Below are 15704 nucleotides of genomic sequence, written 5' to 3'. Positions count from 1 at the left end.
AGCCGGCGGATGGCGGTGCGCCTGGTCCCGCTCATCTCGGGGAGGGCTCCCGTGCGGCCCCCACGCCAGTAGGCTGATCTTCATGAGTCATCACGTGCCTGCCGGCTGGTACCCCGACCACCACGACGCCACGCTGCTGCGCTACTGGGACGGTGCCCAGTGGACCCAGCACACCCATCCGGCCGCCGGGGATGCGCAGCAGGACCAGGCCGGCCAGCAGGCTCAGGACAGTCAGCGCACCGGGCAGGACCAGCGGGCCGGCTATGACCAGGATGCTAACGGCCAGTCGGCCGTCGGTGGCCTCGCCGGGACCGAGGGCGCCCACGGGTCCGAGAGCGCCGGGGCCACCGAGAGCGGCGAAGGGATCGAGGGTTCCGGTGGGCCTACGAGCGCCGAGGGCACCGACGAGGCTGAGGACGCCGAGGGCACCAAGGTGATCCCGCCTGGAGCGGACGAAGCGCAGACACAGCAGTTCGACTCCCCGACCGAACAGTTCCCAGCGGGCCATGGTCAGGGCTCCGCACCCGACTACGGTCACGCCGCCACCTCCGGTTATGACCAGCCCGACCAGCCGACCCCGCAGCCCCACGACCAGGGCGCAGCCGCCGGCTACGGGGCCGCCGGCTATGGGGCCGCCGGCTACGGGGCCGCCGGCTACGGCCAGGGCTCCGCCCCCAGTTACAGCCAGCAGCCCACGCCCGGCTACGGGGAGTCGCAAGGCGGCTACGGCCAGGGCTCCGCCCCCAGTTACAGCCAGCAGTCCACACCCGGTTACGCCGCCGGCGGCTACGGCGCGGCCGGCTATGGCCACTCGACACCGGGATACGGGCAGCCGGGCGACGGTTCGGCCCCGCCGCCGGGAGGCGGCTCGCCCGGCCCGGGTGACCAGCCGAAGAGCAAGACCGGCATCCTGATCGCCATCATCGCCGTCGTCGTGGTGCTCCTGGCTGGACTGATCTTCCTCGGTGTTCGGTTATTCGGCAGCGACGGCGCCGATCCCGAACCCACGACTGTCCCCACCGGGGAGCCCACCGAGGAACCCACCGAGGAACCCACCGAGGAACCCACGGACGAACCCACCGAGGAACCCGACGGCGGTGGCGCCGACGTCGACGGGGGCCAGTTCGAGATCGGCGACGTCGTCGCGGGCTCCATCGAGGTGGGCGAGACCTGGTCCGGGATGATGACGGTCGAGACCGAGGGGGTCTACGTGATCGACGCGATCCGCGGTGAGCAGGACCCGGACCTGACGTTGCGAGTGCTCGACTCCTCCGGCAACCAGATCGCCTACAACGACGACCGCGGCGGGTCGCTGACCAGCATCATCGGCGGCCACAACTTCGACCCCTACCTCGCCCTGGGCCTGGAAGCGGGTGACTACACCGTCGAGGTGGGCACGTGGAGCGACGCGGACGGCGGTCAGTTCGAGTTGTTCGCCGGCGAGATCGCCCCTCTCGAACCGGGACAGGAGATGACGGCCGGTCTCGATGCGCACTCCTACGTCGCACGGGCCCTGGTAGTGGAGGAGGCCGGGGAGTACACGGTCAACGCGACCGCCGAGGAGTGGGAGGCCGCGATCGCCCTCTTCACCGCTGATGGCACCAGTTACACCCTGGAGGACCCGCAGGAGTCCGAGGCATCGCTGACCGCGAACCTGGAACCGGGTAGTTATGCCTTCGTCATCGCCGACCCGGGCGGGGAGCCGGACACCTTCACGTTCGAGGTCCAGGGTCCCTGACCTCCGGGGTGTGAGCCGGCGATGGAGGGACACAGCGGCGATTGGTTCAGCGCAGCGGACCTGACGCAGCGCAGGTGGGCGGGGGTGACGCTCGAGGAAGTCACCCTCGAGGAGTGTGACCTGTCCCGGATCCGGGCCACGGCCGGCACCTGGCGGCACGCCCTGATCGACGGGGGCACCCTGCGCGGGTCGGACCTGGCCGCCCTGCACACCACCGACTGCTCGCTACTGCGGGTGAGCATGGACGGGGCCAGGCTCACCGGATCGTCGTGGCTACGCGCACGCTGGCGCGACCTGGAGGTCAACGACGTCCAGGCGGACGGGCTCAGCGCGGTGCAGGCATCCTTCGCCGACGTGCGGCTGCGCAATGTGAGTCTGCGGGAGGCCGACTTCACCTCCGCCACCTGGCAGCGGGTGCACCTGATCGACTGCGACCTCACCGCCGCCCGGTTCGCCGGGATGCGAGCCGCTCACGTCAGTTTCAGTGGCTGTACCCTGACCGGTATCAGCGGTATCGAGGCCCTCCGCGGCACCACCCTCGCCAGCACCGACGCCATCAGTGCCCTGGGTGCCATGGCCGCCCACCTGGGGATCCGGATCACGGAAGGAGAACAGTGACACTGCAGGACAACCTCTCGGCCATCCGAACCCGGGTCGACCGGGCCGCCCGGGACGCCGGCCGCAACCCTGCCGAGGTGCAGATCCTGCTCGCCGTCAAGACCCAACCGGCCGAGTCGATCCGAGCGGCCATCGCCGCCGGTTACACCCTGCTCGGGCACAACCGGGTCCAGGAGATCCGGGCGACCGCGAAGGAACTGGGCGACCTTGATCACCAGATGCACATGATCGGCCACCTGCAGTCCAACAAGGTCTCCCAGGCGCTGCGGCACGTCACGTGCGTCCAGTCCGTGGCCGGCACGCGCCTGGCCGACCGTCTGGACCGCGCCGCGCAGGCTCGCGGGCAGGCCCTGGAGGTGTTCGTGCAAGTGAACACCTCCGGTGAGGACTCCAAGGGCGGAGTCGGCCCGCAGGAGGCCCCCGCGTTGTGCACCCACGTGGGAGCCCTGGAGCACCTGCGTCTGCGCGGGCTGATGACCATCGGGGCCAACTCCCCCGACCCCGAGGTAGTCCGCGCCTCCTACACCGACCTCGCGAAGGTGCGGGACGCCGTCGTCGGCTCCGGTGCCCCCGGCACCGACCGGGCAACCGAACTGTCCATGGGTATGAGCAGCGACCTCGAGATCGCGATTGCCGCAGGAGCCACCATGGTGCGCATCGGCACCGGCGCGTTCGGAGAGCGACCCGCCTGACCCGCGTCTGCGCCCTCAGGACCGCCGCGACATCAGTCCCAGCGTCAGCGCCGTGGCTCCCACACCCCAGGCCGCCACCAGCAGTACCTGCGCGGGCTCGACCGTGAAGACGTGCGGCGCCAGGTTCGCACGGATCAGATCGGCCATCGACTCCATCGGTAGGACCCGGTGGACGGCGGCGAGCCACCCGGGCAACACCTCCGAGGAGAAGGTGAGCGGGCTGAACAGCAGGATCACGAACACGAGCACCTGGGTGAGCAACTGGGCGATTCGTGCCGGTAGCGCGGTGGCGATCGCGTACCCGATCATCGCCGCGATAGCGGCCACCACCACCGCCACCAGCGGAGACCAGAGCGTCGGAGCCAGATCCAGGTCGTACCGCAGGGCCGCGACGAACACGGCCAGGGCGATTCCGGGCAGGGCCACCACGGTCCAGACGGCGATGTCGGCGAACAGGAACGCCGAGCGCGGGGCCGGCAGAGAGCGGAACCAGTCGTAGGAGCCCTCCAGTTTCATCGACCCCACCACCTGGGGCACGAGCACCAGGCCGGTGACCAGCAGCAGGATCGTCGGGGCGCCGGTGGACAGCATCATCGCCACCTGGGGGTCCTGCACCGGGGCCAGGAAGCCGAACCCGATCACGATGCCCGTGGCCATCATCACCTGCACCACCACGTTCAGCGGTAGCAGCACCTTCGAGGCCGCGGCGTTCCAGCGCACCAGCATCGACCACGACCGGATCCACTCGGTCACCACGTTGGTCCCGGTGTCCTGACCGGCCCCCGGGATCAGGTCCATGGCCGGGACGCCGCTCTCGGTCGGAGTCGTCGCGCTCATGCTGCCTCCTGCGGCTCAGTGGTTGCGGGGGTCCTCCGGGTCAGTTGCACGTAGGCGTCCTCCAGCGTCGCCGGCTGCATCGCGAAGGTCTCGATGCGCCCGTCCACCTGGGCCGCGCGGGCCCACCCGATCGCGGCCTCGGCAGCGGCGGCGTCGATGGTGGCGCTCAGCCGGCCGTCGCGGGTTTCGGTGACCTCGGCCTGCGTCGGGGCCGGCGGGGTGGTGCCCGGGGCACTGCGCAGTTCCAGTCGCAACCGGCCGCGCAGGTCCGCGGTGAGTTGGCTGGGTGTACCGCCTGCCACCACCGTGCCCTGGTCCATGATCACCAGGTGGTCCACGGCCCGTTCGGCCTCGGTCACGTTGTGCGTCACCAGCAGTACTGCTGCGCCGGCATCGGCTTCCTGCCGGATCTCGGTCCACAGGAGCCGGCGGCGCACCGGGTCGACGTCATTGGTCGGCTCATCGAGAACCACCAGTCCGGTGGGCACCGCGGTGGCTATGCAGAATGCCACCAGCCGCTTGGCGCCGCCGGAGAGCTTGTCCGTGGGGCGGTCCATCCACTCGGTCAGGTCGAGTCGCTCGAACCGTTCCCTCGCCCGGGCACGGACCAGGTCACGGTTCGCACCACGGATGCGCCCGACCAGTTCCACCGCGAGCGCCGGGGTCAGGCCACTGATCGGCACGTTCGCCTGTGCCTGGATGGCGCACCTCCGCCGGGCCTGCCGCGGATTGGCCACCGCGTCGATGTCACCGATGTGGACGCTGCCGGCATCGGGCTTGGTGATCCCCACCACCTGGTTCACCAGGGTGGTCTTGCCCGCGCCGTTGTGTCCGAGCAGACCCACGACCTGCCCTGCGGCCACATCGAGGTCCACCTGGTTGTTGGCGACAACCTTCCGGAAGCGTTTGGACACTCCCCGCACAGCCAGCATCGCACCACCCTTTCCACATACTCATCAGTACTCACATACCTACCGGTATCTCGATGAGACTAGTCAGATACCAACGGGTATGTCAACGCGATATCATCGGTCCATGACGAGTTCACGGGTCGACCGCTCCATCCCGTCCGATGGCATCGAGCCAGGGCCCGCCGATCGCGCGGAGCCCGGGTCCGGGCCGCCGGCTCCGAAGTCCCGCGCACAGCGCCGGGCCGAAACCCGCGAGCAACTACTCGACGCCGCCCTGGTGGTCTTCACCGAGCGCGGGTTCCACGGCGCCACCCTCGATGAGATCGCCCGGCACGCCGGCTACACCAAGGGGGCGGTGTACGCGAACTTCGCCGATAAGGAGGACCTGTTCCTCGCCGTCGTCGACCGCCGCATCGACCACGGCGTACAGAGCCTGAGCGAGGTGGAGGCACTGACGCACGCCGGTGAGATCACCGACGAAGAGGTTCCGGAGGTCATCGAGCAGCAGTTCCAGATCCGCTGGGCGCTACTGGCTCTCGAAGCGGTCATGTACGCGGTGCGGGAGCGGCCCGAATTGCTGGCCGAGTTCGCGAAGCGGTACCGACACATCGACGCCCACACCACCCGCTTCCTACGGATGAAGGCGGCCGATCCGCCCGAGGCGATCGAGGCACTGGCGATCGGACAGAACGCCCTGGGTGAGGGGCTCATGATCCGCCACATGATCGAACCCGAGCGGATCACGCACGAGGTGATCGATCGGGTCTACACCGCCGTGTTCGACCCGGCGCACCGCCAGGCGTGGCGGGAGGACCCAGCCGCGCCGGATCCGGAGCGTGCCCACCGGGGAGAAGCCGACGACGACGCACCGCGGTAGGCGCGTCGGCACACCCTGGGTACGGGTGCGGCCGGGATGCCCGCGACCTCGTTCCGGCGCACCGGGCCGGTCCGCGTTCACGGGACCCGGTGCAGCCACTCCTTGGTGGCGAACTTGGACTCCACGAGCTCCTCGACCCGAGCGAACTCGGCCGACCGGACCTCGCTCTGGCTGGTGGTGTACCGGGAGCGGAAGTAGTCCAGCAGTGCGGTCACCACGTCCTCGCGCGCCATCTGACTCTGCGAGCGCAACGGATCCACCCGCTTGTTCGCGCTGGTGGTGCCCTTGTCGGAGAGTTTCTCGCGGCCGATCCGCAGCACGTCGGTCATCGCGTCTGCGTCCATGTCGTAGGACATCATTACGTGGTGCAGGACCGCTCCCCCGGCCAGCCGCTTCTGGGCCGCCCCGCCGATCTTTCCGGCCGGTGAGGTGATGTCGTTCAACGGTACGTACGTGGCACTCACCCCGATGCTCTCCAGCGCACCGAGCACCCAGTCGTCCAGGAACGCGTAGGACTGCTCGAAACTCATTCCGTCCACCAGCGTAGCAGGCACGTACAGGGAGTAGGTGATGGACGTTCCGGGCTCGACGAACATCGCTCCGCCTCCGGAGATCCGCCGCACCGGCCTCACCCCGCGGCGCTCGGCGGCAGCCAGGTCCACCTCATTGCGCACCGACTGGAACGACCCCAGGACCACGGCCGATTCGGCCCACTCCCACAACCGCAGCATCGGCCCACGCCGTCCGGCGCCGAGTTCCTCCACGAGCACCTGATCCAGCGCCAGGTTCTGGTACGCCGGCAACGGCCCGGCCTGGATGAGTTCGAAGGAGTGGTCCGACCAGGTGGTGGAGGCCCCCAGCGCACGGCGCACGGCGATGCCCACCGAGCGCGCGTCGAATCCGATCAGTGCCGCGTCGATGGTGGCGGCCTCGATGCGCTCGGCGAGTTCCCGGCCACTGGTCTCGGCCGGGAGGCCGCGCAGCGCCTCATCGATCCGGTCCAGGGCGTCATCGGGCTCGAGGAAGAAGTCCCCGCTGATGTTCACCCGGGCCAGCACCCCGTCCTCGACCTCGACCTCGGCGACCACCAGTTTGCCGCCGGGAACCTTGTACTCGCCTCGTCTCACGCCACCACCCTAGCCAGTCACGAGCATCGCCGAGGGCGCGCTCAGCGCGGCGTCACCTCATGCTTGACCAGACCGAAGACGAAGCCGTCCACCAGCGCCTCCCAGGAGGCCTCCAGGATGTTCGGGCCGACGCCCACGGTGGACCAGGACCGCTGCCCGTCGGTCATCTCGATCAGCACCCGGGTGATCGCGTCGGTGCCGTGGGAGGAGTCCAGCAACCGCACCTTGTAGTCGATCAACTCGAAGCCCTCGATCACCGGGTACACCCCGGACAGCGCCACGCGCAGGGCGTGGTCCAGTGCGTTGACCGGGCCGTTGCCCTCCCCGGTCGACACCCGGCGCTGGTCCCCGGCGTGCAACTTCACCGTGGCCTCGGAGTTGATCTCCCCGGCGTGCGAGGTGTGCTCCACGATCGCCCGCCAGGACTCCACCCGGAAGAACGAACGACGACGGCCCTCGAGTTCTTCCAGCAGCAGCAGTTCGAAGGAGGCGTCCGCGGCGTCATAGGTGTACCCGTTGGCCTCGGCGTCCTTGACCCGCGTGGTGACCCGCCCGAGCAACTCCGACTTCCCGGCCAGGTCGAACCCCAGCTCCCGGCCTTTGAGCTCGATGCTGGCCCGCCCGGCCATATCCGAGACCAGCATCCGCATGTCGTTGCCCACCTCGCGTGGGTCGATGTGCTGGTACAGGTCCGGGTCCACCCGGATCGCCGAGGCGTGCAGGCCCGCCTTGTGCGCGAACGCGCTGGCGCCGATGTAGGGCTGGCGGGCGAACGGGGCGATGTTGGTGATCTCGCTGATCTGGTGTGCCACCGAGGTCAGTTCGGCCAATCCGGCATCCGGGAGCAGTTCCTGCCCACGCTTGAGTTGCAGGTTCGCCACCACGGTGAGCAGGTCGGCGTTACCGGTGCGTTCCCCGTATCCGTTCACGGTGCCCTGAACGTGCCGGGCACCGGCCTCGATGGCCGCCAGGGAGTTCGCCACCGCACACCCGGAGTCGTTGTGGGCATGGATACCCAGTTTGCCGGTCGACCGGGCTCGCACGGCCGAGACGATCTCGAATACGTCATCGGGCAGCATCCCGCCGTTGGTGTCGCACAGCGCCACCACGGCCGCACCGGCCTCCTGCGCCGCCATCACCGCGGCCAGGGCGTAGCCGGAGTCGAACCGGTAGCCGTCGAAGAAGTGCTCGGCGTCCACGATCACCCGCCGCCCGGCGTCGATCAGGTAGCGCACGGTGTCGGCGATCATGTTGAGGTTCTCCTGCCCGTCGGTGCGCAGGGCCCGCTCGACGTGGCGGATGTCGCTCTTGGCCACCAGGGTGATGACCGGCGCCTCGGAGTCCACCAGGGCGCGCACCTGGGGGTCGAGATGCGCACTGCCCAGGGGTTTGCGGGTGGAGCCGAACGCGGCGAGTTCGGCGTGGCTGAACTCCATCTCCTTGTGGGCCCGGGCGAAGAACTCGGTGTCCTTGGGGATGGCGCCGGGCCAGCCGCCCTCGATGTAGGTCACGCCCAATCCGTCCAGCAGCGGGGCGATGGCGATCTTGTCCGCCACCGACAGGTTCATCCCCTCCTGCTGGGCACCATCGCGCAGTGTGGTGTCGTAGACGTCGACCTGGTCGGCCTCCTTCGCCCCGCTGGCGGCGCCCGCCGTCTCGGTGTTGAGGCTGGTGCTCATATTCCTGACTCTCTCCTGGGTGCCACCGCTCGGCGGCCGGATCTTCCTTCGGGCCGGTGCGGGATGAGTGATCCCGATGGTCCTGCCCGGAGTGTGCGACTTCGCTGCCGGCGGGAAGGGGTGGTCCCGCCAACAAAAAAACCTCCCGTGGTGCGGGAGGTTAGCGCGTGTGCCTGCAGGCACACGCGCTAGTCAATAATGAGCGCGACGGGGGTGGTGTAACGCATGGTGTTCATCATGCCACATCAGGGCCGGGACGCGGGTACCTCGCGCTCGTAGACCACATCCAGGCGCCGGCCCAGCACCGTGCCCACCCCGAAGTGGGTGGCCACGTGCTGGATCCGCTGCCAGGCCTCGGCGACCATCTGCTCCGCCAATTCCGGCTCGTCGGCGTCGAACCAGCCACCGGCACTCAGGCTGGAGCGGATCGCCTCGCGCACCTCCGCCTCGCTCAGCGGCACCTCGGCCACGATCGCCGTCGTCGTCATCCGGTGGGAGTTCAGGCCGCTGAACGCGATCCCGCACCCGCACGAGCCGGGGTCGATCCGGCAGCAGTCGCAGTACTCTCCGATCATCAGCAGTTCTCCGGCCACGCAGTAGTCCACGTCGGTGGCAACGTCCCCGTTCGTGCGACGGGTGGCAATCAGTACTCGCATCATTCTCGCCTCCTGCCCGCACGGTAGGGGCAGGCACTGACATCGCGGCCCGGGAGGGCGTGCCCAGCCACCCGTCCCGTCGCGGCCGGCTGCCCACGGACCGGCGGCTACGCACCGGCGAGGGTGAGTGCCATCCGCGTCCCCGCTTCACGCGCTTCCAGGACGTCCAGGACGTCCAGGACGACCTCGCGCACCGCCGAGGCGGTCCAGTCCCCCGCACCGGTCCACTCATCGGGCTCGAGGGCGAATGGGCCCGGGCCGGGGCGGCCGGCCCAGGTGCGGTAACGACGGGGCACCCGCCGCGCCGGGCTCGGCCGGGGCTGACGTCGACCGGGGCTGACTCGACTGGGGCTGACTCGACTGGGGCTGACTCGACTGGGGCTGACTCGACTGGGCCGGCCCCACGGCCGGAGTGCTCGAAGGAGCCACGGGGATCTGGTACCCCAACCGGGACAGGTCGCTCACCGCCTCGTGCAGCACCAGGAAGGTAGGCGGGCGAAACCCACGCGAGCGCCGGGCCAGCACCGCTTCTTCCCAGTGCGGGTGCATGGTCAGGTCACCGCCCAGCGCGCGTTGCTGCATGGCGCCCAGCGCGAACGTGGCCATGTGTCGTCCGGGCTGGTCGGGTGGGCGGTGCGACAACAGGGCGAGTTTCCACTGCAGCCGCTCGCGGTCGGAGAGATTGGTCAGTAAGGAGATGGCTCGTCGCCACCTTTCGCATCGCCGGCACAAACCCACCGGCTCCGACTTGCCGCCACCGGTTGGCAGCGGCCGGTTCTTACCCCGGAGCACCCCGCTCAGGAGAGGGGGTTGCTGTGCGGCCAGCCGGGTACTTCACGCCGCAACTCGGGAACCTGGTACGGACGGTAGCAACCCCGGCAGACATCCGGCCTCGCACAGATGCCCCGACCGGCCGGCCGTGGTGGACTGGCACCATGTCCGTCACGATCGATCGGCACACCCGGCTTACGCCCGAGGAGGCATGGGCCGCGCTGACCGACTTCGCAGGCCACGGCGCCGTCATGCCCTTCACCTACGTGTTGTGCGAGCCGGGTGCGCCGAACTCCCCCCGTGCGGGTTGGCGTTTCATCGCCCGCACCCGCCTGGGGCCGTACCTGCTGGAGGACCCGATGCGGATCACCCACTGGGAGCCTCCGAGGGCCGGCCGCGGCGGCGAGTTCCACGTGCGCAAGGTGGGTCGCGTCCTCGCCGGCTACTCGGTGGTGCAGGTGCGCCCCACCGCCACCGGCGCCGCAACCGGCACCACCACCGCAACCGCAACCGGCACCACCACCGCAACCGCCACTGGCACCACCACCGGCACCGGCACCGGCACCGGCACCACGATCACCTGGCGACAGCACCTTCGGCTCCGCGTACCCCTGCCACCACCGGGCCCCTGGATCTCCGATGCGATCACCCGGTGGTTGTACGGGCGCGCGATCGACACCCTGCTCGCCGCCCATCACGGACGCTGAGCCGGCACCATCGCCACGACTGCTCTCTCGGGTCAGACCACGGTATGACCTTCCCCTGCACCGCCCGGCTGACGTTGCTCCAGGATGAGGGGTCTGCCGGCTGATGTGCCGCCGCCCCGTCCGCGGGCACGCTGGCACCATGACCTTCGCACGCACCCTCAGCGCCCACGCCCTGACCAAGACCTACGTCACTGCGCCGCACACCACCACCGCCCTGCGCGGGGTGGACCTGAGCATCGCTCCCGGGGAGTCGGTGGCGATCATGGGACCCTCCGGATCCGGCAAGACCACCCTGTTGCACTGCCTGGCCGGCGTGCTGGTGGCCTCGGCCGGCCAGGTGCAGTGGGCAGGGACGGATCTGGGCGCGATGTCCGACGCCGAGCGCACCGTGCTGCGACGACGCGACTTCGGGTTCGTGTTCCAGTCCGGGCAACTGCTGCCGGAATTGCCCGCGGAGGAGAACGTCGCACTGCCGCTGTTACTGGCCGGTCACCCCCGGGCTGCCTCGGTCGGGCGCGCCCGGCAGTGGCTGGCCTATCTCGGCCTGGCCGGGATGGAATACCGCAGGCCCGGGGAACTCTCCGGCGGTCAGGCCCAGCGGGTGGCGATCGCTCGTGCGCTCATCGCCGCCCCGGGTGTCATCTTCGCCGATGAACCCACCGGGGCCCTGGACCAGGAGACCGGGCATGAAGTGTTGTCGGTGCTGACCAACGCCACCCGGGAGACCGGCTCGGCGCTGGTGGTGGTCACGCACGACACGGGGGTGGCCGAGTGGTGCTCACGCACCGTGCACATGCGCGATGGGTCGATCGTGCCCGGGCCGGGCGAGCCGCAGCCTGGTCATCCCCCGCCCGGCGCGCCACCCGGTGCCACGGCCACGCCACCCTGGCCGCCGGCAGCGCAGGCGGGCCCGTCCCAGCACCATCCCGCTGCGAGCGGCCCGTGGAGCGGTCCAGGGGTGCGCTCGTGACCGCTCCGGGCAACCAGGCCGTCACCATGAACTCGCAGGGCACGGCCATGTCCGCTGGGCCGCAGCCGGCCGCATCCGCCGGCTCGTTGCGCTCGGCCCTACGGCTGTGGCGCCTGCTGCGCGTCCGCGACGCCGGCCGATCGGATCCACAGCGTCTCACCGGGGTGCTCGCGGTGGTGGCCTTCGCGGTGACCACCGCCGTGCTGCTCCTGGTGCTGGGTGGCTTCGGCGCGTTCCAACAGCGGGCCGAGGCCGGCGGTCCCTACTCCGATGAGGGCTTCTACGTGGTCCTGGCCGGGACCGCCTCGGTACTGCTGCTGGTCCCGCTGATCACCCTCGGCGGGGCCGCGGCCCGGCTCTCCATGGCCCGCCGCGACGAACGCCTCGCGGCCCTGCGCCTGGCCGGTGCGACCACATCCCAGGTCTCGGTCATGACCGTCCTGGATGCCACCGTGCAGGCTTTGGCCGGAGCGTTCATCGGAACGGCCGGGGTGTTCGCACTGATCCCCCTGGTCCTGCCGGTGACCTTCCAGAACCGACCCTTCACCTACGCCGAACTGGTCCCGGAGTGGTGGGTGTTCGCGCTGACCGTCACCGGTGTAGCGCTGGTGTCCATGCTCTCGGCCGGTGCGAGCCTGAGGAAGGTCGCGATCACCCCGCTGGGTGTGGCCGCACGGCACACACCGAATCCGCTGCACTGGTCCCGCGTGGTGCCGCTCGTGCTGTTCGCCGCCTGCTTCGCCGTTCTGGTGCACTACGGGTTGGCCGGGATCGTGGTGCTCGTGGCGGTCCTGGCCGGTGGGTTCGCCCTGCTCAACCTGCTCGGACCGTGGGTGATGAGCCTGGTCGGTCGTCTCAGTGCCCGCCGGGCCCGGTCGGTGGGTACGTTGATCGCCGCCCGCCGGATCATCGATGACCCCAGGGGGGCCTGGCGCAGTGTCGGCGGGGTGGCACTGTGCACCTTCATCGCCGGGCTGACCGCAGCGGCCGCGATGTTCGACTCCGTCGGCTCGGATGACCCGATCGTGGCGGACCTGTCCACCGGCGGTCTGCTCACCCTGACGATCGCCGGTCTGCTCGCGGCGGTGTCCACCGGGGTGATGCAGGCCGGAGGGATCATCGACCAGCGCACCCAGTACCGTGCGCTGCATCTGGCCGGCACCGATCTGACGGTGATGCATGCGGCCCGGCTCCGCCAGACGGCCATCCCGCTGCTGGCGGCCGTGCTCATCGCCACCGCGGCAGCACTGGTGTTCATGCTGCCGGCCCTGGGGTTCGGCCTGCTCAGTTCGGTGCCCCTGCTGATCCAGTTCCTGCTCAGTGTGGTGGCCGTCTGCCTCCTGGTGCTGGCGGGCAACCTGGCCAGCGCCCGGGTGGTGCGCACCGTGCTGGCCTGAACTCCGGCCTCAGGGGTCCTCGGCCCGGCGCAACGCGACCCGGATGACCTCATCGTGATCGGCGAGCAGCGCCTGGTCGGCAGTCATCCCGCCGGCCTCCAGATAGGCATCGACCAGACGATTGCCTGCCGAGTAGCCGGCTCCGGTGGGAAGCCCAACCGGCTGTCCGCCGTAGCGGAGCGCGTGGGCGTCACCGAGTACCCAGGCGGTGAAGTCCTCCATGCCCGTGACGCCCAGACCGGTGCAGACCTTGGCGAACACCTCGTCGTCGTCCAGTGCCCCCAGACCGATACGGGTGTATCCGAGATTTCCGTACAACTGCCGGGCGAAGGCATCGGCCAAGCCTTCGGAGACGATGTGCTCGCCCACCGTGACGGTGGCCGGATCCCAGACCCGGTTGGCGAAGCGCAGGTTGTGGTGCAGTTCGTGCACCGCGATGGCCTCGATCTGCTCCAGGTTCTCCGCCGTCGGCCAGATGTTGATCCACAGGTAGCCGGTCACACTGCCGTTGGCGACCATGGCAAGGCTGTCGTTCATGAAGTGCTCGTCATCGGGATTGCCCAGGACGACCAGGACGATGATTTCCTCCGGGACGGTGATGTCGGGCGTGGCCCGCAACTGCACCGCGAGCGCATGCTGCAGCGCGGACTCCACCCGTCCCCATACGTTCGCCTCGGCCATCGCATCCAGCGCGGGCAGGTAGCGCGCGTCCTCGACATCGAGCCGGAACCCGCTGCCCATGTGGTGCATCTCGATCACGTCGGCCTCGCCCGGGAAGTAGCGGTACATCCCCGCGGCTTGCTCCAGGAACGCACGCGCGATCTCCGCTCGCTGCGGCAGCGGAGCGGTCAGGATCTCGCGGAACGCGGTCCGGCCATCAAGCACGGTGAAAACCATGGTCGAGAGCGTAGGAACGGCGGCACCCGGGATCAAGACGTTTTCCGGCGCCTCGATACAGTAGGCCGGGTGGAGATCGCGGTTGCGGTGCAGGGGCCGACGGCGATGGTGCAGTCGGTGCAGCACCGCAGCGATTCCGGCCACGGCAGGGCCGAACCGGAACGACTGGCCCTCGCCGAACTGCCGGCGCGGGTGGCCGCGCTGGAGTCCGAGCACACCCATACCCCGCCCCGGTGGATCTGGGCCGACACCCGTGCGGCCGCCGCCGTCCTGCTCCCCGCCGGTGTGCGGGTGCGGCGCTGCCTGGACCTGCGGTTGTGCCACGCGATACTGCGCCGCACCCCAGCGGGTCGACAGTGGCCCGACTCCCCCTGGGACACACCGGTGGAAGTCCCGGCGGCCTCGGTCACCGACCAGGGTGAGAGGCTCTTCGATGATCACTTCGGCGCCACCGGCGCCGACGAGTTCTCCCTGGCGCAGGTACACGCTGAACGCGCGCGGCAGGACCAGGCCATCCGCGCTCACCCGGCCCCGGGCAAGCTGCGGCTGCTGATGGCGGCTGAATCGGTCGGTGCCCTGATTGCGACCGAGATGCAGGCCGACGGGGTGCCGTGGGACCGGGCCGTGCACGAGGAACTGCTCACCGCCGCACTCGGTCCCCGCCCGGGACCGGGACTGCGCCCGGCGAAGTTGGAGGACCTGGCCGTTCGGATCCGCACCCACCTGGACACCCCGGCACTGAACCCGGACTCGCCCGCCGATGTGCTGCGAGCCTTGCGCGCCCAGGGCCTGGACGTGCGCACCACCCGCAAGGGGGAACTCGCCAGGATCGACCATCCGGTGATCGCACCGCTGCTGGAGTACAAGAAGCTTGCCCGGCTGCTCAGTGCCAACGGCTGGGCGTGGCTCGATGCCTGGGTGAGCCCACCCGACCCACACGGCCCGGCCGGGCGCCAGGGTCGGTTCCGGCCCGAGTACGTCCCCGGCGGGGTGGTGACCGGCCGGTGGGCCGCCAGCGGCGGGGGCGCACTGCAATTGCCCAAGCAGGTCCGCGGCGCCCTGCGAGCCGATGCCGGGTGGCGCCTGGTGGTGGCCGACGCAGCCCAGATCGAACCCCGCGTGCTGGCCGCGATGGCCGGCGACCAGGCCCTGGCCCGGGCCGGTCGCGGGGGTGACCTCTACCAGGGCCTGGTCGACTCCGGGGTCGTGCCCACCCGGGATGCGGCGAAAGTGGGGATGCTCGGTGCCCTCTACGGCGGCACCACCGGGGACTCCGGCGCCCTGATGCCCCGGTTGCGCCGGGCCTACCCCCGGGCGATCGACGTGGTCGAGACCGCCGCACGGACCGGGGAGGCCGGGGGCGTGGTGCACACCTGGTTGGGACGGACCAGTCCCGCCCCGGGCCCGGAGTGGGTGGAGCAGCAGCGGCAGTCCAACCAGGCCGACGCCGACGCCGAGGCACAGCGCCGCGCCCGCAGCCGCACCCGGGAGTGGGGCCGCTTCACCCGCAACTTCGTGGTGCAGGGCACCGCCGCGGAGTGGGCGCTGTGCTGGCTCGGTGAGATCCGTCGTCGGCTGTCCGAACTCGACGGCCATACCGATGGCGAGGGTGACATCGATGGCGACGGTGCCCACCTGGTCTTCTTCTTGCACGATGAGGTCATCGTGCACGCACCGCAGGCTCAGGCCGAGGCCGCCGCCGGGGCTGTCCGGGCAGCAGCCACGGCGGCCGGCACGCTGATGTTCGGGCAGACCGCGGTGGACTTCCCGCTGAGCGTGTCCGTGGTCACCGACTACGACCAGGCGGCCTGACGAGGTGGCATAGGC

The 15704-nt window shown here is 70.1% G+C and carries 15 protein-coding genes and 1 riboswitch; of the genes, 8 read left to right on the top strand and 7 right to left on the bottom strand.

Translation table 11 applies throughout. From position 1 onward, the window contains the following. Nucleotides 1–82 precede the first annotated feature (82 nt). From ACO0LV_RS09410 to ACO0LV_RS09400, 3 genes are all read left to right on the top strand, one after another. Nucleotides 83–1738 (top strand): DUF2510 domain-containing protein, encoded by a 1656-nt coding sequence (locus ACO0LV_RS09410; RefSeq protein WP_424787635.1) that lies wholly within the window; start codon nucleotides 83–85, stop codon nucleotides 1736–1738. 84 nt (nucleotides 1739–1822) lie between these two features. Beyond that, nucleotides 1823–2356 (top strand): pentapeptide repeat-containing protein, encoded by a 534-nt coding sequence (locus ACO0LV_RS09405; protein WP_424787634.1) that lies wholly within the window; start codon nucleotides 1823–1825, stop codon nucleotides 2354–2356. Continuing rightward, nucleotides 2353–3048, top strand: a complete 696-nt coding sequence (locus ACO0LV_RS09400) for a YggS family pyridoxal phosphate-dependent enzyme (RefSeq protein WP_424787633.1) — start codon at nucleotides 2353–2355, stop codon at nucleotides 3046–3048. The genes ACO0LV_RS09405 and ACO0LV_RS09400 overlap by 4 nt, the downstream gene beginning before the upstream one ends. A 15-nt stretch (nucleotides 3049–3063) precedes the next feature. Here the strand turns inward: ACO0LV_RS09400 and ACO0LV_RS09395 are convergent, their stop codons facing one another. After that, entirely contained in the window at nucleotides 3064–3885 is an 822-nt protein-coding gene (locus ACO0LV_RS09395) for an ABC transporter permease (protein ID WP_424787632.1), read from the bottom strand. Beyond that, complete coding sequence (locus ACO0LV_RS09390) at nucleotides 3882–4817, bottom strand: ABC transporter ATP-binding protein (RefSeq protein WP_424787631.1); 936 nt, start codon at nucleotides 4815–4817, stop codon at nucleotides 3882–3884. Before ACO0LV_RS09390 ends, ACO0LV_RS09395 begins: the two co-directional genes overlap by 4 nt. Before the next feature lie 103 nt (nucleotides 4818–4920). Between ACO0LV_RS09390 and ACO0LV_RS09385 the strand changes: the two genes are divergently transcribed. Then, complete coding sequence (locus tag ACO0LV_RS09385; protein WP_424787630.1) at nucleotides 4921–5673, top strand: TetR/AcrR family transcriptional regulator; 753 nt, start codon at nucleotides 4921–4923, stop codon at nucleotides 5671–5673. Between the two features lie 77 nt (nucleotides 5674–5750). Here ACO0LV_RS09385 and ACO0LV_RS09380 read toward each other — a convergent pair whose 3' ends face one another. The 4 genes from ACO0LV_RS09380 to ACO0LV_RS09365 all read right to left on the bottom strand — a co-directional run bounded on the left by ACO0LV_RS09380 (nucleotide 5751) and on the right by ACO0LV_RS09365 (nucleotide 9431). Further along, entirely contained in the window at nucleotides 5751–6800 is a 1050-nt protein-coding gene (locus tag ACO0LV_RS09380; protein WP_424787629.1) for a lipoyl protein ligase domain-containing protein, read from the bottom strand. A gap of 41 nt (nucleotides 6801–6841) precedes the next feature. After that, complete coding sequence (gene cimA, locus ACO0LV_RS09375) at nucleotides 6842–8479, bottom strand: citramalate synthase (protein WP_424787628.1); 1638 nt, start codon at nucleotides 8477–8479, stop codon at nucleotides 6842–6844. Nucleotides 8480–8724: 245 nt separating this feature from the next. Then, nucleotides 8725–9138: a DUF7715 family protein gene (locus ACO0LV_RS09370; protein ID WP_424787627.1), complete on the bottom strand. Its 414-nt coding sequence runs from the start codon at nucleotides 9136–9138 to the stop codon at nucleotides 8725–8727. Nucleotides 9139–9242: 104 nt separating this feature from the next. Further along, a complete protein-coding gene (locus ACO0LV_RS09365; RefSeq protein ID WP_424787626.1) occupies nucleotides 9243–9431 on the bottom strand; it encodes a hypothetical protein in 189 nt (62 codons plus the stop codon). Nucleotides 9432–9874: 443 nt separating this feature from the next. Beyond that, nucleotides 9875–9989: riboswitch (SAM riboswitch) on the bottom strand. Between the two features lie 81 nt (nucleotides 9990–10070). On the opposite strand from ACO0LV_RS09365, the gene ACO0LV_RS09360 reads away from it, so the two are divergent. The 3 genes from ACO0LV_RS09360 (at nucleotide 10071) to ACO0LV_RS09350 (ending at nucleotide 12980) form a co-directional block, all read left to right on the top strand. Next, nucleotides 10071–10613: a hypothetical protein gene (locus tag ACO0LV_RS09360; RefSeq protein WP_424787625.1), complete on the top strand. Its 543-nt coding sequence runs from the start codon at nucleotides 10071–10073 to the stop codon at nucleotides 10611–10613. A gap of 139 nt (nucleotides 10614–10752) precedes the next feature. Then, entirely contained in the window at nucleotides 10753–11583 is an 831-nt protein-coding gene (locus ACO0LV_RS09355; RefSeq protein WP_424787624.1) for an ABC transporter ATP-binding protein, read from the top strand. After that, entirely contained in the window at nucleotides 11580–12980 is a 1401-nt protein-coding gene (locus ACO0LV_RS09350; protein ID WP_424787623.1) for an FtsX-like permease family protein, read from the top strand. The genes ACO0LV_RS09355 and ACO0LV_RS09350 overlap by 4 nt, the downstream gene beginning before the upstream one ends. Before the next feature lie 9 nt (nucleotides 12981–12989). Here the strand turns inward: ACO0LV_RS09350 and ACO0LV_RS09345 are convergent, their stop codons facing one another. Continuing rightward, the gene (locus ACO0LV_RS09345; protein WP_424787622.1) at nucleotides 12990–13877 is read right to left on the bottom strand and encodes a DUF2268 domain-containing protein; all 888 of its coding nucleotides are present in this window, start codon (nucleotides 13875–13877) and stop codon (nucleotides 12990–12992) included. Nucleotides 13878–13946: 69 nt separating this feature from the next. On the opposite strand from ACO0LV_RS09345, the gene ACO0LV_RS09340 reads away from it, so the two are divergent. Further along, complete coding sequence (locus ACO0LV_RS09340) at nucleotides 13947–15689, top strand: bifunctional 3'-5' exonuclease/DNA polymerase (RefSeq protein WP_424787621.1); 1743 nt, start codon at nucleotides 13947–13949, stop codon at nucleotides 15687–15689. Nucleotides 15690–15704: the final 15 nt, after the last annotated feature.

Source organism: Pseudactinotalea sp. Z1739, from assembly GCF_049725055.1.
In the GTDB taxonomy this organism is placed as follows: domain Bacteria; phylum Actinomycetota; class Actinomycetes; order Actinomycetales; family Beutenbergiaceae; genus CALKWS01.
This window is presented reverse-complemented; position numbering and strand designations above follow the sequence as displayed.

Coding starts and splice junctions, on each gene's coding strand:
- ACO0LV_RS09410 (WP_424787635.1), top strand. CDS start 83: ATGAGTCATCACGTGCCTGCCGGCTGGTACCCCGACCACCACGACGCC.
- ACO0LV_RS09395 (WP_424787632.1), bottom strand. CDS start 3,885: ATGAGCGCGACGACTCCGACCGAGAGCGGCGTCCCGGCCATGGACCTG.
- ACO0LV_RS09390 (WP_424787631.1), bottom strand. CDS start 4,817: ATGCTGGCTGTGCGGGGAGTGTCCAAACGCTTCCGGAAGGTTGTCGCC.
- ACO0LV_RS09385 (WP_424787630.1), top strand. CDS start 4,921: ATGACGAGTTCACGGGTCGACCGCTCCATCCCGTCCGATGGCATCGAG.
- cimA (WP_424787628.1), bottom strand. CDS start 8,479: ATGAGCACCAGCCTCAACACCGAGACGGCGGGCGCCGCCAGCGGGGCG.
- ACO0LV_RS09370 (WP_424787627.1), bottom strand. CDS start 9,138: ATGATGCGAGTACTGATTGCCACCCGTCGCACGAACGGGGACGTTGCC.
- ACO0LV_RS09360 (WP_424787625.1), top strand. CDS start 10,071: ATGTCCGTCACGATCGATCGGCACACCCGGCTTACGCCCGAGGAGGCA.
- ACO0LV_RS09355 (WP_424787624.1), top strand. CDS start 10,753: ATGACCTTCGCACGCACCCTCAGCGCCCACGCCCTGACCAAGACCTAC.
- ACO0LV_RS09345 (WP_424787622.1), bottom strand. CDS start 13,877: ATGGTTTTCACCGTGCTTGATGGCCGGACCGCGTTCCGCGAGATCCTG.